This is a genomic window from Lewinellaceae bacterium (assembly GCA_020636105.1).
Taxonomy (GTDB): Bacteria; Bacteroidota; Bacteroidia; order Chitinophagales; family Saprospiraceae; genus BCD1.
Map to the genome: position 1 here is coordinate 1,635,050 of JACJYL010000001.1, position 17,586 is coordinate 1,652,635.

Annotated in this window: 15 protein-coding genes; all 15 read right to left on the reverse strand. The window is 43.9% G+C overall.

Going from position 1 to position 17,586, the window contains the following annotated elements:
- Positions 1 to 47: 47 nt before the first annotated feature.
- The 15 genes from H6571_06040 to mraZ all read right to left on the reverse strand — a co-directional run bounded on the left by H6571_06040 (position 48) and on the right by mraZ (position 17,155).
- The gene (locus H6571_06040; GenBank protein MCB9323286.1) at positions 48 to 488 is read right to left on the reverse strand and encodes a hypothetical protein; all 441 of its coding nucleotides are present in this window, start codon (positions 486 to 488) and stop codon (positions 48 to 50) included.
- 29 nt (positions 489 to 517) lie between these two features.
- The gene (locus tag H6571_06045; protein ID MCB9323287.1) at positions 518 to 1,135 is read right to left on the reverse strand and encodes a lysine transporter LysE; all 618 of its coding nucleotides are present in this window, start codon (positions 1,133 to 1,135) and stop codon (positions 518 to 520) included.
- Between the two features lie 586 nt (positions 1,136 to 1,721).
- Positions 1,722 to 3,179 (reverse strand): cell division protein FtsZ, encoded by a 1,458-nt coding sequence (gene ftsZ / locus H6571_06050; protein MCB9323288.1) that lies wholly within the window; start codon positions 3,177 to 3,179, stop codon positions 1,722 to 1,724.
- Between the two features lie 71 nt (positions 3,180 to 3,250).
- Positions 3,251 to 4,570 carry a cell division protein FtsA gene (ftsA, locus tag H6571_06055; protein MCB9323289.1) on the reverse strand — a complete coding sequence of 440 codons (1,320 nt, stop codon included), beginning with the start codon at positions 4,568 to 4,570 and terminating at the stop codon, positions 3,251 to 3,253.
- Between the two features lie 87 nt (positions 4,571 to 4,657).
- The gene (locus H6571_06060; GenBank protein ID MCB9323290.1) at positions 4,658 to 5,437 is read right to left on the reverse strand and encodes a hypothetical protein; all 780 of its coding nucleotides are present in this window, start codon (positions 5,435 to 5,437) and stop codon (positions 4,658 to 4,660) included.
- 4 nt (positions 5,438 to 5,441) lie between these two features.
- Positions 5,442 to 6,815, reverse strand: a complete 1,374-nt coding sequence (locus H6571_06065; protein MCB9323291.1) for a UDP-N-acetylmuramate--L-alanine ligase — start codon at positions 6,813 to 6,815, stop codon at positions 5,442 to 5,444.
- A gap of 13 nt (positions 6,816 to 6,828) precedes the next feature.
- Complete coding sequence (murG, locus tag H6571_06070) at positions 6,829 to 7,926, reverse strand: undecaprenyldiphospho-muramoylpentapeptide beta-N-acetylglucosaminyltransferase (GenBank protein MCB9323292.1); 1,098 nt, start codon at positions 7,924 to 7,926, stop codon at positions 6,829 to 6,831.
- 22 nt (positions 7,927 to 7,948) lie between these two features.
- Positions 7,949 to 9,088 (reverse strand): FtsW/RodA/SpoVE family cell cycle protein, encoded by a 1,140-nt coding sequence (locus H6571_06075; GenBank protein MCB9323293.1) that lies wholly within the window; start codon positions 9,086 to 9,088, stop codon positions 7,949 to 7,951.
- 17 nt (positions 9,089 to 9,105) lie between these two features.
- A complete protein-coding gene (murD, locus tag H6571_06080; GenBank protein MCB9323294.1) occupies positions 9,106 to 10,425 on the reverse strand; it encodes a UDP-N-acetylmuramoyl-L-alanine--D-glutamate ligase in 1,320 nt (439 codons plus the stop codon).
- Positions 10,426 to 10,476: 51 nt separating this feature from the next.
- A complete protein-coding gene (locus tag H6571_06085) occupies positions 10,477 to 11,733 on the reverse strand; it encodes a phospho-N-acetylmuramoyl-pentapeptide-transferase (GenBank protein ID MCB9323295.1) in 1,257 nt (418 codons plus the stop codon).
- 59 nt (positions 11,734 to 11,792) lie between these two features.
- Entirely contained in the window at positions 11,793 to 13,250 is a 1,458-nt protein-coding gene (locus H6571_06090) for a UDP-N-acetylmuramoyl-L-alanyl-D-glutamate--2,6-diaminopimelate ligase (protein MCB9323296.1), read from the reverse strand.
- An 18-nt stretch (positions 13,251 to 13,268) separates the two neighbouring features.
- Positions 13,269 to 15,431 (reverse strand): transpeptidase family protein, encoded by a 2,163-nt coding sequence (locus H6571_06095; GenBank protein MCB9323297.1) that lies wholly within the window; start codon positions 15,429 to 15,431, stop codon positions 13,269 to 13,271.
- A gap of 9 nt (positions 15,432 to 15,440) precedes the next feature.
- Complete coding sequence (locus tag H6571_06100; GenBank protein ID MCB9323298.1) at positions 15,441 to 15,755, reverse strand: hypothetical protein; 315 nt, start codon at positions 15,753 to 15,755, stop codon at positions 15,441 to 15,443.
- A 36-nt stretch (positions 15,756 to 15,791) separates the two neighbouring features.
- Positions 15,792 to 16,691: a 16S rRNA (cytosine(1402)-N(4))-methyltransferase RsmH gene (gene rsmH, locus H6571_06105; protein ID MCB9323299.1), complete on the reverse strand. Its 900-nt coding sequence runs from the start codon at positions 16,689 to 16,691 to the stop codon at positions 15,792 to 15,794.
- Positions 16,691 to 17,155: a division/cell wall cluster transcriptional repressor MraZ gene (gene mraZ / locus H6571_06110; protein ID MCB9323300.1), complete on the reverse strand. Its 465-nt coding sequence runs from the start codon at positions 17,153 to 17,155 to the stop codon at positions 16,691 to 16,693. The genes rsmH and mraZ overlap by 1 nt, the downstream gene beginning before the upstream one ends.
- Positions 17,156 to 17,586 lie beyond the last annotated feature (431 nt).

The following is a 17,586-nucleotide window of genomic DNA, read 5'->3' on the forward strand; positions in this document are numbered from 1 at the left end:
CGGCGATCTGATGTTGAACAAGGATTAACGATTTTTAAAGCAGGTGCCTAAAAAGGTGAGGTCAACAATCTCCTGTCCGGCTCCACCCAAATGGCTCTTGCCCGGGTAGAAAAAAGCACTTCTTTGGAGTAGAATTTCAACAGCATATTCCGATCCGAAAATTCCGTTTTCAGAAAAGCATTGCATAGATCGGTTAATGGCATGCCTTCATTGGCTTTCAAAAATTTATCAATCATCCATATCCACAACAAGGTGATGGTTTCATGATAACCTGAGATTTCTGTATTTTTCCCGCCAAGGGAAACATTTAATTCAATGATTCCACTCCTCAGCAAACAAGTCGCTTCGTATCGGTCGTAATGACTTAAAAACCAAATGCCTACCGCCAGGTGGGCTTCATGGGTCCATTGAGATTCTAGCAGGTTTTTATTTCTAAATCCATCCACCAACTCCAGGATACTGGCTTCATTTTCAAAAAAATCATTCATTGGTTTAAAAATTTATTAATGTTTTGATCCTAAAAAATTTTGATCAGGGTAATGAAAAAAAGCAGTAAACTCAATCCACTCAGGATATAGTTGATATTCCTGGCAATATAACCTGCCCTTTTTTGAATTAATTTGGCAAACCGGATATATACCAAAAGTAACCCAAAGGTTCCCAAGGCGGCACCCGTCACAAAAAGGACAATAAACGGCTGTTCCACCCTGATCCATCCTTCCACATCGAGCATGGTACTCACGGCACAATAAAAAGGAATGGCCAGTACATTAAGCGTAGATAACAGCGCCCCAAAGGCCAGGTCGCTGGCTCTTTTCCGGCTGTTGGATCCCTTTTTTTTCTGTTGACTACGGGCCTGGTAAAAGAAAAATACCGTCAAACCCAGGAAAATCACCAGGGCTGCTTTTTGCAAAGTTTCAATAAAACCAGGATAGTTGCTTATATACTTTGTAAAAGCCAGGGCAATATAGGCTTGAAAAAGAACAACAACAGATGCTCCTGCCGAGAACCGGAGGGCCGCGCCACGATCCTTCTCAAGGGTCGTCCGCGCCGCCGTCATATTTAACATGCTCGGAGGCAGCAATCCGACAAAGGCAGCGAGGACTCCAAGAATAAAATTTAACAGGTAAAACATAGGAAAATAATAAATTATTGATTACCAGCTCTCTATTAGAGCATCCTCCGCAAAATCCCCAACGGGGATCAATATAAAAAACGTAGCATGGAATGCTGCGTAAAAGTAAAATAAGCGGTCCAACCCATAAATGGGTTGAATTTCATTCCTTAAAACAAATAGTATTCTTCTTATCCAAGGATTTACTTTTGATAACAGCTTTAATTCAACCCACTTCAGCGTTGCCAATGCTTACTTTCTTATCAATGGATTTCATCCATTGTTATTCCTATTGATTCCCTTCGGGAATATCTCAGGAATTTAAAAGAGACTCTTTTTAGATTGGCTAAAGTCCCGCTAAGAAAACAATAAAAGCTTAGCCAAAGCTAACAAAGAAATTCTTTTTATAAGGGAAAAATTAATTTGGAGTAAGGAATATGATGATTCCATCAAAAAAATCATGGGTACACCTACCCGGCCCAAAAAAAAGAAAGAGGCCTCCCTACCGGGAGAACCTCTTTGACTTGCAAACAGATAGTAATTTATATAAGTTTAAAGACTAAAAGTTAAAGATAAAAGGCTATTAAGATGCCTTAATCAAAAACCATTAATCGACATTATCGTGGAGGAAAGAATTCCCATTTTCCTGGATGTCGGCCTCTTCCCCATCTGACAAAGACCAGGTGGAGTAAGTATTTTCAGAGGAGGTAGGCACATCATCCAGGCGTACCCCGCGACGCATATAAGCAGGTTCACTTTCCAGCTCATTAATCGTTTGCGGATTGTTCAGTTTTAATTCACTTCGATCGCGCATCAGGTTTTCATGACGTCTTTTCTCCCGTTCAATGCGGAGATTGCGTTCCTGAATGGACCGGGCCTTTTCTTCATCATTTACATAAGGTTCATCATAGGAATATGATTTCCTGTGTGCTTTCTTGACGGCTTCCCGCAAGTCATCAAACTCAAAGGTATTGGAGGCGTTACCCTCATTACCGGTTTCTATCCCCAGGTCTGATAAACGTGGTGTTTTTTTTACCTCATTTCGTGGTGTATCATCATCAAGGGATACGACGATACGTTCATCACCGGTAATTTTTTTGATATTTGAATGTTCTTCAAATCCGGTAGCGATGACAGTTACACATAATTTTTCTCCGAGGGTTTCATCGTAACAATTTCCCCAGATGAGGTCTGTACCGTAACCGGCTTCCTCCTGAACAAATTCAGTAATCTCAAAGATTTCATCCATGGTCACTTCACGGGTTCCGGAAGTGATATTGAGCAAAATATGCTTGGAACCTTTGATATTGTTGTCTTCAAGAAGTGGTGAATGCAAAGCTTCATCCACGGCACGACGTGCGCGGTCATCTCCTTCCGCCACGGCAGTACCCATGATGGCTACTCCGCTTTCACGCATAACGGTGTTGACGTCCTCAAAATCGACGTTTACATATCCCGGAACGGTGATGATCTCAGCGATCCCTTTAGCCGCTGTTGACAAAATATTGTCCGCATTGGAAAAGGCGTCAGAAAGAGAAAGATTTCCGAAGATGGTGCGCAGCTTATCATTGGAAATGATGATGAGCGTATCGACGTGTTTTTTGAGTTCCATCAAACCCTCACTACCCTGTGAAGTCCGTCTGCGTCCCTCAAAAGTAAACGGCAGGGTTACGATACCCACGGTAAGAATACCCATTTCTTTCGCCACTTTGGCAATGATAGGCGCCGCTCCGGTTCCTGTTCCACCGCCCATTCCGGCGGTAATGAACAACATTTTACATTTATCTTCCAGGTACCTTTTAACATCCTCGATGGATTCTTCACAGGCCGCTTTCCCTTTATTGGGCATGGACCCGGCGCCACGGCCTTCAGTCAGGTTTGGACCCAATTGAATTTTCGTGGGAACGGGGCTCGCTTCCATGGCTTGTGAATCGGTATTGCAAATGGCGAAATCTACCCCGACAATTCCCTGGTTGTACATATGGCTAACGGCATTACTTCCGCCGCCGCCAACTCCTAAAACTTTAATTATAGGACTTTCGTATTTAGGCATATCAAACATCATAATCATTAGAATTTAAAGTTAATGCCGGTTAAAAATAGTATCAGTAAATCAGCTCCGGCAATAAATAGGTTTTAAAATTCGGAGTCCGGTTCTGCTTCAAACCACTCCTTCGTTTTACGGAAGATCTGCTCGTACCATTTATCTCCGGCAACTTCTTCAACCATTTCCTCGACAGGCTCTTCTTCTTTTTCCTTGTCTTTGGTCTCGTACACTACTCTTCCTTTTTCAAAATCTTCGATCCCTTTGAGCAGCAACCCTATGCTTGTCGCAAAAACAGGGCTACTCAGACGCTCACTGTACCCGTGGGCCAGTTTCTCTACCGGAAGACCGATACGTGTACTCATGCCGGTATGGTATTCGCAAAGTTTATCAATATGGCTGAGTAAAGCTCCACCTCCGGTTAAAACGACTCCGGCGATAAGTTTACGTTCATAACCTGATCTGCGAATTTCCCATACGACATAATCCATAATTTCCATCATCCGCGCCTCAATGATTCTGGCGAGGTTCTTTTCAGAAATTTCTTTTGGATCACGACCCCGTAAACCGGGAATAGTGATGATACGGTTGTCAAAGACTTCTTCGGCCAGAGCAGCCCCAAATTTCACTTTGAGCTTTTCTGCCTGATGCGTCATGATGGCGCAACCTTCTTTAATATCTTTGGTAATGATGTTTCCACCAAATGGAATGACAGCGGTATGACGGACGATACCATCCTGGAAGATCGTTATGTCCGTAGTCCCTCCACCAATATCCACCAGTGCCACACCGGCCTCCATCTCTTCATCGTTCAGCACAGATGCAGCGGACGCAATGGGCTCCAAAGTCATATTCGCGACTTTCAGTCCGGTGCGTTCAATGCAGCGCAGGATGTTGTTGGAGGCAGTGATTTGCCCGGTAATAATGTGAAAATTGGCTTCAAGACGAATGCCTGACATTCCGATAGGATCAGTAATCCCCTGTTCATTATCCACCGCGAACTCCTGGGGGATAACGTGCAGGATCTTGTCCCCGGGAGGCAATACCAACTTATGCATATCCTTGATAAGTCGGTCAATGTCTCTCTGGCTGATCTCAGCATGGTCATTGTCACGTGTTAAAATGCCCCGATGTTGGAGGCTTTTTATGTGCTGTCCCGCAATACCGACATGAACTACCTGGAATACTTGTCCTGAAGCAGCTTGCGCACTTTGGACAGCCTCAGAGATAGCTTTAACGGTCTTTTCAATGTTGGATACCACTCCACGAAGCACCCCTTCTGAATTGACCTTGCCATACCCGAGGACCTCGAGTTTGCCGTGTTCATTTTTGCGGCCCGCGATCGCACACACTTTTGTTGTCCCGATGTCCAGGGCAACTACGATTTCAGATCTGTTTGCATAATTTTCCATAATAAATATGTTTTGTCAGGGTTTGTTAATTGATTTTCACATCCCCTTTGGAAAAAAAATTACTTGTTACTGGTTTCTTGTTACTGGTTATTTGGCTACTACCTGACCTTCAAAATTCAGGTTGATGGTACTGTATTTTTGCCAGCCCTCAAAAGGGATGGCTTCTTTGTAAAATATCTTCAGCCGTTTCAATTTATCCTCAACGGAAGTATATCTGCCAAAGAGAATTTTTTGCCGGCCCACTTTAGGTACCATCGTCAATTCTCTTTGATTGTTCACATAAATTTGTTCGATCATTGGGTTCAAAAATTCATCCTCCCGAATGATGTTGGCCAGTTCGAACAATTCATTGAGCATATCCTTCAGGTTGCCTTTATAATCCAGCACATAAGGCGGGATATTGCCTGTAGCCACCAGCACCCGTGCACTGAAGTGTTTGGACAACGGCATTTTAAAGGCATTCTCATCGAGGTAATAATTAGATCCGTTACGGTCAATTATCCTCAATACCGGCTGCCGCTGGATAATTTTGATATTGATCACATTCTCAGCGTCCACAAAAGCATCAGCCTCCAGCACAAAAGGCTCTTCCTTAAGCACCTTTTCCAGTCGTCCAATATCAACCGCCCCTATAGGCATTGTTTCCAGTGGAAAACCAAAACTTCTTTCAATGGTCAGGAGTACATCATCGTTGTTGATCAGGTAATTACTACCTTGCAAAGGTTCGACGTCAATCTTCACTTCCTGCACGATGGTAGCTTCCTTTTTAGCTACCATAGATATGATCAAGGCAATGCCAAAGAAAACCAGTGCCACCCACATCAGGCGTTTCAGCATGGTCGAGAATTCCTGGTTTGGCTTAATCATAATCTTAATTCCGGCTCAATGCCTTGTTTTTTATTGTTAAAAGATCCGCAATAGGATCGATCATTGTATCTATATCTCCGGCACCAAGCGTCATCAAAACCTCAATTTCCCTGCCGGCCAGTGTTTCCAGTAATTTTGCCTTGGGTAATTGTACCTTATTTGATAATTCCATTTTATCAAAAATAATGGCAGAAGTAACCCCCTCCATCGGTAATTCCCGGGCCGGATAAATATCCAGCAGCAGTACTTCATCCAGGCCGTCCAGCGCCACAGCAAATCCTTCCGCGAAATCATGGGTACGCGAAAACAAATGCGGCTGAAAAATTCCTGTCAACTTACGACCGGGGAACAACTCTCTTGCTGCCCCAATGGCTGCTTTTAACTCTGACGGATGGTGGGCATAATCATCGATATAGACCACCTGCTCGTCGCGGTAAATGAAGTCAAACCGTCGCTTTATTCCATTGAATGAAGCCAATGCCTTTTTTATATCCTCCGGGCTTACCCCAAGCTTCAAAGCAATGGTAATAGCCGCTGTGGCATTTTCAATATTGTGCCGTCCCGGGAGGGATACTTTAATATCCCTGATTACTTTCTGACCGCTCTGATAATCGAATACGAAAAAGCCTTCTTCAACGCGAATATTTTCAGCCCTGTAATCTCCGCCTTGCACCCCATAAGATTGCAGACCATTAAACCCATCAAAAAATCCCGTCAGCTGATGCTGAACGATCAGTTCCCCCCCCGGTTTGATCTTTCCGGCAAAAGCCCGGAATCCAGTTTCCAGCATGGTTTCATGATCGCCGTAAATGTCGAGGTGATCGGCATCTAAGGAAGTAATCACTGCAATGTCAGGATCAAGATGAAGGAAGGAACGGTCAAACTCATCCGCCTCCACCACCACCCAGTCACTTTTGCCGGGCACGAAGTTCGAGCCAAAGTTCTGAGCAATGCCCCCTAGGAAAGCTGAACAATCAACGCCCCCCGTTCTCAGCAAGTGAGTAGTGAGAGAAGTCGTGGTTGTTTTCCCGTGTGTTCCGGCAATAGCGATGGTTTTCATGCCACGGCTGATAATACCCAGGGCTGCTGCCCGCTTGATCACCTCATACCCCTGCTCCCGGAAAAAAACCAATTCAGCATGTAATTCCGGAACAGCAGGGGTATAAACAACCACGTCAACTCCGTTGGGGATTTTACTCAAATCTTCATTATAATGTATTGTCATGCCCTCTTTGACCAACGTTTTGGTCAGGCTTGTCTCTGTTTTGTCATATCCATGCACTTCTACTCCTCTTGCACTAAAATATCTCGCCACTGCGCTCATCCCGATCCCTCCGATCCCAATGAAATATATTTTCTTTATCTCGTTTAAATTCATCTCTTCCGGGCTTTTATCTTTTTTGAGCCAGTTTTATAACTTCGTCCGCTATATGGTCTGCTGCATTCGGTTTCCCAAGCTCTTTAATATTTACGGCCAGCTGGGACATCTTACCTTCATCTTCTATAGTATTCAGAACCAGTGCTTTAAAAGCTTCTTTGGCCTCATCATCCCTCACCAGAAAAGCGGCTCCTTTTTCCACCAGGGCCATGGCATTTTTCGTCTGATGATCCCCCGCTGCGTTAGGAAAAGGAATCAGTATGGCAGGTTTCCCCACGATACACAACTCTGAAATGGTCAGCGCTCCGGCTCTGCAAGCCACCAGGTCAGCCATTTTGTAAGCGAGATCCATCCTGTCAATAAATGGCCTGATCTGCACATTCGGGAGTTGAGCAGTTTCGCTTTTGGAAAATTCATCGATGTACAATTTTCCTGCCTGCCACAACACCTGGATTTCAGGATGATTGCTCAGCATTTCTGCCGAGGCTGCCATCGCTTCATTTATCGTCCTTGCCCCAAGACTCCCTCCGAAAACCAACAGATTTTTTTTGCCTTTTTCCAATCCGAAATACTCCAGTGCCTCGGTTTTTGAAGCTTTTATATCCTTGAGGTCTGCCCGTACAGGATTGCCTGTCACTTTGAGCTTTTCTTCAGGAAAATAGCGCTCCATATTATCATAAGCCACACAAATTACATTGGCCTTCCTGGCAAGCAATTTGTTGGTGACTCCTGCGTATGAATTCTGTTCCTGCACCAGGGCAGGAATGCCCTTCCTCGTGGCCATCTCCAGAATCGGACCACTGGCAAATCCTCCAACTCCAACAACAGCGTCCGGTTTGAAACGCTGAATGATGGACCATGATTTTACCAGGCTACTCATCAATTTGATTGGAAAAATCAAATTTCGCAATGTCAACTGACGGTGAAAACCGCTTATCCACAATCCTTTGATCGGGTACCCCGCCTGGGGAACTTTTTCCATTTCAATTTTTCCTTTGGCGCCTACGAATAAAATATCCGCCTCCGGATCTTTCTTTTTAATGGCATCAGCAATCGCTATAGCCGGAAATATATGGCCTCCTGTTCCTCCACCACTAATTAATACTTTCATGTCTCTGGTTTCTGGTTGCTGGTTAGTCGGCAACGGATTCAATATATTTACTTACGCTCAATATAATCCCAAATGCAAGACATGTAAACAACATTGAAGTTCCCCCCATACTAATCATGGGCAGGGTTACCCCGGTTACAGGTACCAGGTGGACAGAAACCGCAATATTTGCAAAAGCCTGCATAACCATACTCAAACTCAATCCTATTGCCATGATTGCCCCAAATGCTTTGGGGCTCTTCGTGACCAACCTGACCACCCTGAAAAAGAGCAACAGGTAAAGTAAAATCACCACAACGCCTCCAATAAGTCCGTATTCCTCACAAATGATGGCGTAAATAAAATCGGAATAAGGGGAGGGCAAAAAATTACGCTGGGTACTATTGCCCGGTCCTCTACCGACCAGTCCTCCATTAGCAATGGCAATTTTAGCCTGTTGCACCTGGTAGCCACCATCCGGTGTATTCATAAATTCTTCCACCCTGTTTGTCCAGGTATCTACCCGGACACTATTGGGATAGAATCTCCCGATTACGATCAGGAAGGCAAAAACCACTATACCCCACAACAATAACACACCAATGTATTTCAACGCCACACGCCCAACAAACATCATGAACAGACAAGTCAAAAACAGCAGCACTGATGTGGACAAATCTGCCGGGGCGATCAATCCGCAGATGATCAACACCGGAACAATAATGGGTAAAAAGGCACTGTTAAAATCCTTTATATAATCCTGTTTTGCAGAAATTGCCCTCGCCACATAAATGATCAGCGCCAGTTTTGCAAAATCGGAAGATTGAATGGTTATACCTACAAAAGGCAATTCTATCCATCTTCTTGCGTCATTGATATCAGACCCGAAAGCCAGCGTGTACAAAAGCAGTGGTACCGAGATCAACAATAACACAGGCGCTATCCGGTTGAATTTGGAGTAATGAAGCATGTGCGCAATGTAGGTGACGAACAATCCTCCCGCCATGATTACGCCGTGTTTGATCAAAAACGCCTCTGTGTTCCCTCCTCTTTCCCTGTATGCCAGGGTTCCTGTTGAACTGTAAACTGCCAAAATAGAGAATATCGCCAACAGGACAAGTATGGCCCAGATGGCCTTGTCGCCTCTCAATTCAGCATAAATTCTGGCAGTTACTGTTGACACTTTATTTAAATTTTATTTTAATTTCTTTCCTTAAGTTTCAATACCTGGTTTCTAAATTGATTGCCCCGGTCTTCATAATTGTTAAACAGGTCAAAACTGGCACAAGCAGGGGACAACAAAACGACATCCCCCTGCTCCGCAAAACCTGTAGCGGCCCTTACCGCTTCCCCCGCGCTTCTCGTTTCCACAATAGGAATGCCAAAGGGTAAAAAAGCGTCGAGCAGCTTATAATTATCCACCCCCATACACACAATGGCTTTCACTTTTTCTTCCACCAGGTCAAACAGTCTGTGATAATCGTTGCCCTTATCCTGTCCTCCCACGATCCAGACCACCGGTTTTTCCATGGCGTGCAGTCCGTAATAAACTGCATCAATATTCGTGGCTTTACTGTCATTCACATACTCAATGCCGTTGATGGTGGCAAAACTCTCGAGCCGATGTGCCAGCGGAACAAAGGTTTTGAGTGCTTTCCCGATTATTTTATCGGCTACACCACATCTTTTTGCGGCATAGGTGGCAAAAGCGGCATTCATCACATTATGAATTCCTCTCAAACTGCTTTCCCCAAGATCAAATTCAGATCCTTCCAAAACAAATTTGTGTCCTTTGACCATTTCCATTGAAATGCCTTTCGCCTGAGCTTTGGAAGGATTGTTTTCCAGATAATCTGTAATGTCCCGGTCATCCATATTATAACAGAAAACATCCTTACTATCCTGGTTCATGGTAATCCTGAACTTGGATCGTATGTAGTTGCTCATTTCATTTTCGTACCGATCCAAGTGATCGGGGGTAATATTCAGCAGAAGGGCGACGTCGGGTCTGAACTCGACAATTCCATCCAACTGAAAGCTACTCAATTCGAGTACCCAGTATTCGGTCATTTTTTCTGTCAAACACCTGGCAAAGCTTTTTCCAATATTCCCGGCTACCGTCACATCCAGTCCTGCTGTTTTCAGCAGGTGCCCAATAAGCAAAGTAGTGGTTGTTTTTCCATTACTACCTGTTATGCCGACGACCGTCCCTTTCACATATCTCGAAGCAAATTCGATCTCAGAAATAACGGGCTTACCCATTCCCAGCAGTTTTTTTACCACTGGTGCTTTTTCAGGTATGCCCGGGCTCTTGATCACCAGGTCTGCCGCGACTATTCTTTCCCAGGTATGCCAGCTTTCCTCGTACGGAATGCTGTTTTTAAGCAGTTCGTTTTTGAACTTCTCCGCTATTTTTCCTTTATCAGAAACAAAAACCTCAAATCCTTTTTTTTTGGCCAGTAAAGCTGCTCCTACCCCACTTTCTCCACCACCCAGGATTACTATTTTTTTGCCTTCCATTTTTCTTATTCTTTTCAAATCCGGTCAAAATTCCGGCCATTTGTAAATTTATTACCTGATCTTCAGGGTTATGATGGTCAATACCGCCAGCAATATCCCTACGATCCAGAATCGGGTGACAATCTTTGTTTCAGCCATCCCTAGTTTTTGGTAGTGATGGTGCAGTGGCGCCATTTGAAATATCCTGCGTCCTTCACCATACCTCTTTTTGGTGTACTTGAAATAAGCCACCTGGAGCATTACTGAAATATTTTCCATCAGGAAGACCCCGCATAAAATGGGAATCAACAATTCTTTTCTCAGCACTATCGCCATGGCCGCTATAATTCCCCCGAGTGTCAGACTCCCCGTGTCACCCATAAAAATGGACGCCGGAAAAGAGTTGTACCACAAAAAGCCAATGGTTGCTCCAACAAAACAAGCCGCATAAATCACCAATTCGCCTGCTCCCGGCAAATGGAGAATATTGAGATAATTAGCCGCAATCGCATTCCCCGACACATAAGCCAAAATACCCAATGTTGCGCCAATGATCCCGGAGATTCCGGTAGCCAGTCCGTCTAAACCATCTGTCAAATTAGCTCCGTTGGAAACGCCCATCACGATAACTACTACCAGCGGTACAAAGATCAACCAGGCCCACCATCCCATTCCACTGCTACTTTTAGACAGTATTTTGGAATAATCGAGGTTGTTCCCTTTCACAAAGGGGATATTCGTCAACCCCGTTTTATAATTACCCTTACTTTCAATTACTTTTCCATCCACCACTACGTCACTGACTTTCGAGTCGCTGATACCCAATTCCATCGCTTCCTGGGTAGACATTTCAACGACAATATCTCTATGCATCAACATGGTCACAGCGATGATCAGTCCAAGTCCCAGCTGCCCCAAAAGTTTGGTTCTTCCCTTGAGGCCTTTTTTATTCTTTTTGAAGACCTTAATATAGTCGTCCATGAAACCGATAAAACCCATCCAAACGGTGGCCAGCAACATCAAAATGATGTAAACATTATCCAGTTTTGCCATGATCAGGCTCGGAACAAGGATCGCCAGGATGATGATCAGCCCCCCCATGGTAGGTGTACCTTCTTTTTCTTTCTGCCCTTCCAGTCCGAGTTCTCTAACGGTTTCTCCGACCTGAAGGCGTCTCAACTTTTCAATGATCTTTTTGCCGAATAACATGGAAATAATGAGGGATAAAACCATGGCAACTCCGGCTCGAAATGAAATATAATTCAGCATTCCCGTTCCCGGCAATTTTCCGAATACTTCATTTAACCAATCCGTAATTTCTATTAACATCGTTTTTCGTTAGTGTTCAAAAAAATTTTCAGTAACTCCCTCTTTATTTTTTGTTGTTCTTAAAAATCCATAAATGCTTCCTTGAGTATCTTTTTGTCATCAAACGGGTATTTCACCCCTTTAATCTCCTGATATTTTTCGTGCCCTTTTCCCGCGATCAACACGATATCTCCCTTTTGTGCAAGGCGGCAAGCTGTTTTAATTGCGTTTTTCCGATCTTCAATACTGAGGGCTTTGTGTTTTCCGTAAGCGGGTAACCCTTCCTCCATTTCCCTGATGATCGCAGCCGGTTCTTCAGACCGGGGATTATCGGAGGTCAGGATCACCTGATCGCTGTAATCTGCAGCCACCTTGGCCATTTTTGGTCGTTTAGTCCGATCCCTGTCTCCTCCACACCCGAATACGGTAATGATCTTTACGTCATTCTGCCGCAACTCGAAAATAGTATGGAGTACTTTTTCCAGGGCATCAGGGGTATGGGCATAATCAACGATCCCTATCCGGTCTCCTTTTTCGTCCATGACGTAATCGAAGCGTCCCTCAGCTGTTTTCAAATTACTCAGAGCCTGCATCACCTCCAATTTATCAAATCCAAGCAGACGGGCCGTTCCATAAACAGCCAACAGGTTATAGGCATTAAAATCGCCTATCAGCCTGCTGAAAAATTCCGTATTGTCAAGTTCGAGATGTAACCCCTTTAGGCTATTCTCTATGATTTTTGCTTTAAAATCCACCAGGTTATGCAAACTATAGCGGTAAATTTTAGCCGCAGTATTTTGCACCATCACATTCCCTCTCTTATCATCTACATTGACCAACGCAAAGGCTGATTTGGGTAAATCGTCAAAAAACTTCTTCTTCGCCTCTATATAGGCCTTAAAAGTTTTGTGATAATCCAGGTGGTCATGAGTCAGATTCGTAAAAATGGCTCCTGTGAATGTTACCCCTGCGATCCTCGATTGCCAAATGGCATGTGAACTGACTTCCATAAAAGCATAATCACAACCTGCTTCTACCATTTCCGACAACAAAGCATTAAGCGCGACAGCATCGGGAGTCGTATGGGTTGCATCCAACACCATCGCCCCTATTTTATTTTCAATGGTGGAAAGCAGCCCGGTTTTATATCCCATGTCCGAAAAAAGCCTGTACAACAAAGTAGCTACGGTGGTTTTTCCGTTGGTACCGGTAACACCGACCAGCTTCAACTTTTTGGACGGATGCCCGTAAAATGCAGCAGCGAGTCGGCCTAAAGCGGCTGCACTGTTGCCAACAATGATCCAGGTTACCTTTGGGTCCCTTTTTTCCATTATCCGCTCCGCAACAATAACCTCCGCACCATTTTTAATGGCTTTTTCAATAAAATCGTGCCCATCTGCATTCACTCCTTTCACCGCCACGAACAGGCTTTCCCGTCCGGCTTTTCGAGAATCAAACTCGATATTTAGTATTTCTTTATCTGTTGCGCCTTCCACTTTGACTCCCGGCAGATCGCGCAGCAATTCCTGCAATTTCATTTATTTTATTTTGAGCGATCAATTCAATGTCAGTATTACCGTTTGTCCTTTGGGTTTGGTTCCCGGAATAATGGACTGTTGAACGACTTTTCCGACTCCATTGATATTTACTTTCAACCCGAGATTTTCCATAACATACAAAGCGTCTCTCAATCCCATTCCCACAACATTCGGCACCAAATCATCACGGATGGTTCTTCTTTCAAATAACAAACTGTCCCGCCTGGCCTGTAAGGCTACCATTTGAGTTTCAGGATCGCCATAAAAAGGCATTTTCAAATAATTAAACACCTTTTTCATATCTTCCTTTTCTCCGATACTTCTGGTAGGCAGCAAGTTTACACTCAACACCGGCTTGGGGCCTTTATTCATCGGCTCATACAATTCGATGAGTGAATCGAAACACTTGTCAGCTATCTCCCTGAATATTGGGAGCGCCACATCACTGCCGTAGATCCCGCCTTTCCGGGGTTTGTTGATTACCACTATGCAGGAATAAACAGGATTTTCGGCTGGGAAATACCCGGCAAATGAAGCCTGGTAACCTCTGACCCTTGTTCCTTTACTGGAACGGTTGTAATCGACCTGGGCCGTACCCGTTTTTCCCGCAAAATTGTAGCGGTCAGACTTCCATTTATAAGCGGTGCCTCTTTTGACAACGCCTTCCAAAAGCTGATGAACCTGTTCGATGGTTTTCCGGGAGGCGATTTCCTGTTTCACCACGGTGGGTTTAAATTTTTCCACAGGTGCTCCAAAACGCTGAATTTCCCTGACCAACATTGGTCGCATTAATTTGCCGTTGTTCGCCACAGCATTGTAAAATGTCAACAATTGAAGGGGCGTAACTTTAACCTCGTAACCTGTTGACATCCAAGGCAATGTAATTCCACTCCATTGACTACTGTCGCTATAGGCTTCCTTTACAAAGGGGTTTGCCTCTCCTTCAATTTCTATGCCCGTTGGCAGGTGCAAATTGAATTGCTTTATTTTTTCAATGAACAGTTCTGCTCCTTTATTATCATTGGCGGGGGTACGCTCCCCGTAAAATTTTTCAACCAGCTTCGCCATCCCGACATTTGAAGACATTTCAAAAGCTTTCCTTACGGTAATGGTATCCAGCTTGGTACTTTGGTGCGAGGCATCTTCCATGACAATGTCGTAAAAAGACGTCGTTCCATTTTCAATGTCTATTGAATCTTCCAGGGTTACGAAACCATCTTCCAGGAGAGCCATGATGGTGGCAAGTTTAAAGGTTGATCCTGGTTCAGTAGCACGGCCTATTGCGTAATTGTAAAGCTCGTACCATTCCATTTTATCGTCTATTTTCCCGAGATTGGCAATGCCTTTTATTTCCCCGGTCTTAACGTCCATGACAATGGCTGTCCCCCATTCCGCCTCGTAATTCTTCATCCCTTTCAACAAGGCCCTTTCGGCAATATCCTGGATATTCACATCAATAGTGGTCAGAATATCATCACCGCTTTTAGGCTCGATTTCCGTAAGGTCCTCTACCGGCATCCACAGATCACGCTTCCGGTCCACCCTGATCATTACCTGTTTACCCGGTTTTCCGCCCAAAGCCTCATCATAATACCCTTCTAGTCCTACATCCTGGGCCGTTTCCCGGACGTAACCAACGGTACGGCGGGCGAGAATGCCAAAGGGTCTTTTCCGTTCGCTTCGTTTTTCAGCGATTAACCCGCTTTTATACCGACCAAGGTTAAACAAAGGAAAGGTCTCTATACTTCGCTTTTCGTAGTAGGACACTTTGGATTTCAGTAAAACATGCCTGTTGGAATTAACGGTAGTATCCCTGAGATCCTTCAAAAATTCTTTAAAACCACCCACCGTTAAGGTATTGTCCACGTAATTGGCCAGACAATGTGCAAGGGTGTCGAGATTATTGAAATAATCTTCCTTGGATGCCGTAAACGGATCGAAATATATGTCAAAGAACGGTACTGAAGTAGCCAGAAGGCTGCCGTCACCGGCCATTATATTACCTCTTTCAGCTTCAATTTCTCTTTCGTCAATGTAGTTGTCTTCTCCAATGGCCACCCAATGTTCAGCTTCCTGAATACTGATCTGGTATGTTTTAAAAACCAGCATAAGAGCCATTGGCACCATGAGGCCAAACAGTACAATATAAACCCTGTATAAGACTTCATTTTTGTTGTCCATACTATTGTGCTATTTGGATACTACAATTTTCTTAACCACGCCCCGCTGCAATTTCAATCCTTCATCCTCCACCTTATCCACTACTTCCGATTGCATACTGTTGACCATATTCTCAGATTGGAGCGACATATAGAACCACCTCAGCTCTTTCATTTCTTTGTGCAGTTCCTGAATTTTTCGCACGTTTCGCTCTGCATAATGAGAGTTGGCGATATAGACCACTGCCAAAAAACCCAAAAACACCAAAAAGGGCAGATTCTTCAAAATGAAGTCCACCGGCATAGCGCTCAATTCCGCAAATGAAAATCCTTTCCTTTTGGCCATTTTCTGACATTTTGTTTTTGGAAACCGGGGAGACTTTTAGCCCATTTCCCCGATTCGCAATTTTGCACTTCTTGAACGCGGATTGCGTTTAATTTCTTCGGGAGTGGGCACGATTGCCTTTTTGGTCATTACCTTAAAAGGCTTATTGATATTTCCATAAAAATCCTTTTCCACCGTTCCTTCCACGTTCCCTGTTTTAAGCAATCTTTTTGTTAGTCGATCTTCGATTGAATGGTATGTGATCACAACTAACCGTCCTCCGGGGTTTAATACTTCTCCTGCCTGTTGGAAAAAATCAGCCAGCGCCCCCATTTCATCATTGACAGCAATACGCAATGCCTGAAAAACCTGGGCGAGGTATCTGTTCCGCTGGCCCCTGATTAAAGGATCCAGGACGGCAAGGAAGTCCCCAATTGTTCTTATAGAAGAAGCTTGTCTTTTGGCGACAATGGCACTGGCCAGCATTTTAGAATTGCGCACCTCACCGTAAAGGCTGAAGAGGTTTTGCAATGCTTCTGCATTCAGTGTATTCAATAAATCAGCGGCGTTTTCACCGGACTGCTGATTCATCCTCATGTCGAGTTTAGCATCAAATCGATAGGAAAAGCCACGCTCTGCTTCGTCGAGCTGGTGGGAAGAAACCCCAAGGTCTGCGAGGATGCCATCTACTTTACGAATACCATGGAGTTTCAGGAATCGTTTTAAGAACCTGAAATTATGGTGTACAAAAGTAAACCGGTCATCATCTATCACGTTTGCAAGTGCGTCTTCATCCTGATCAAATCCAATCAAGCGACTATCTGTGTCTAATTTATCAAGTATCAATTTTGAATGCCCTCCGCCCCCGAAGGTAGCATCCACATAAACCCCTTTAGGTTTTATATTGAGTGCGTCAATACTTTCTTTTGCCAATACCGGAATGTGATAAGGTATCATTATGCCTCCTCTTCATTTGCTGCATTACCCAGCACATCGTTGGCCAGATCTGAAAAATCAGCTGGCTCTTCATCCAGAAGATTATCGTATTCGTCTTTGGTCCAAATCTCAATCCTGCCATTGTAAGCCGAAAGCACGACATCTTTATCAATGCCTGCATATTCGAGCAACCTTTTGGGCAGTAAAATCCTTTCAGCACCGTCCATCATCAACTCTTGGGCTCCGCGGTAAAAATACCGTACAAAGTCCCTGTTTTTTTTGTTGTACAAATTGAGTTGATCCACTTCCGCCGATATCTTGGTCCAAACCGCTTCCGGGTATAACATCAAACACTTCTCAAAACCACGGTTGATGACAAACTTATGTTTTTCACCTTCCCCCAGCTGAGCGATCAAACCACTCGGTAACCGCATGCGCCCTTTGGCGTCCAGTTTGCAGTCGTATTCTCCAAGAAGTTGTTTGATTTGCACGATTAAAGTTTATTTTGATTCCAAATGTACATACTTTTTACACATTTTACCACTTTTACCCACTTTTAGGTAAAAAAAGTTTTCCACACATATCACAATTTGAGATAATGGTTCATTTTTATAATCAAATAAATGACAAAAACAAGATTTTTTTAATTTTTTCCAATTTAAAATTTCCCACAAAAAGAAATTTTTTCCCACCAAGAGGTGTTTTTTTGAAAGAAAATAATCTTTAAAAACCATTGAATGGAAGAAAGAGGAGGGATCTTTGTCCGAAAATTCAGTAAAAATGGCTGGCCAGAACTGTTAATTTGCAGGGAAGTGGGAATGCTGTATTACTCTTCATTCAGGTAAACAAAGAATTTTTTCAACCATCGGCCAAATGAAAAATTAATCTTTTTAGGCAAACGGGAAAATTGAAGGGA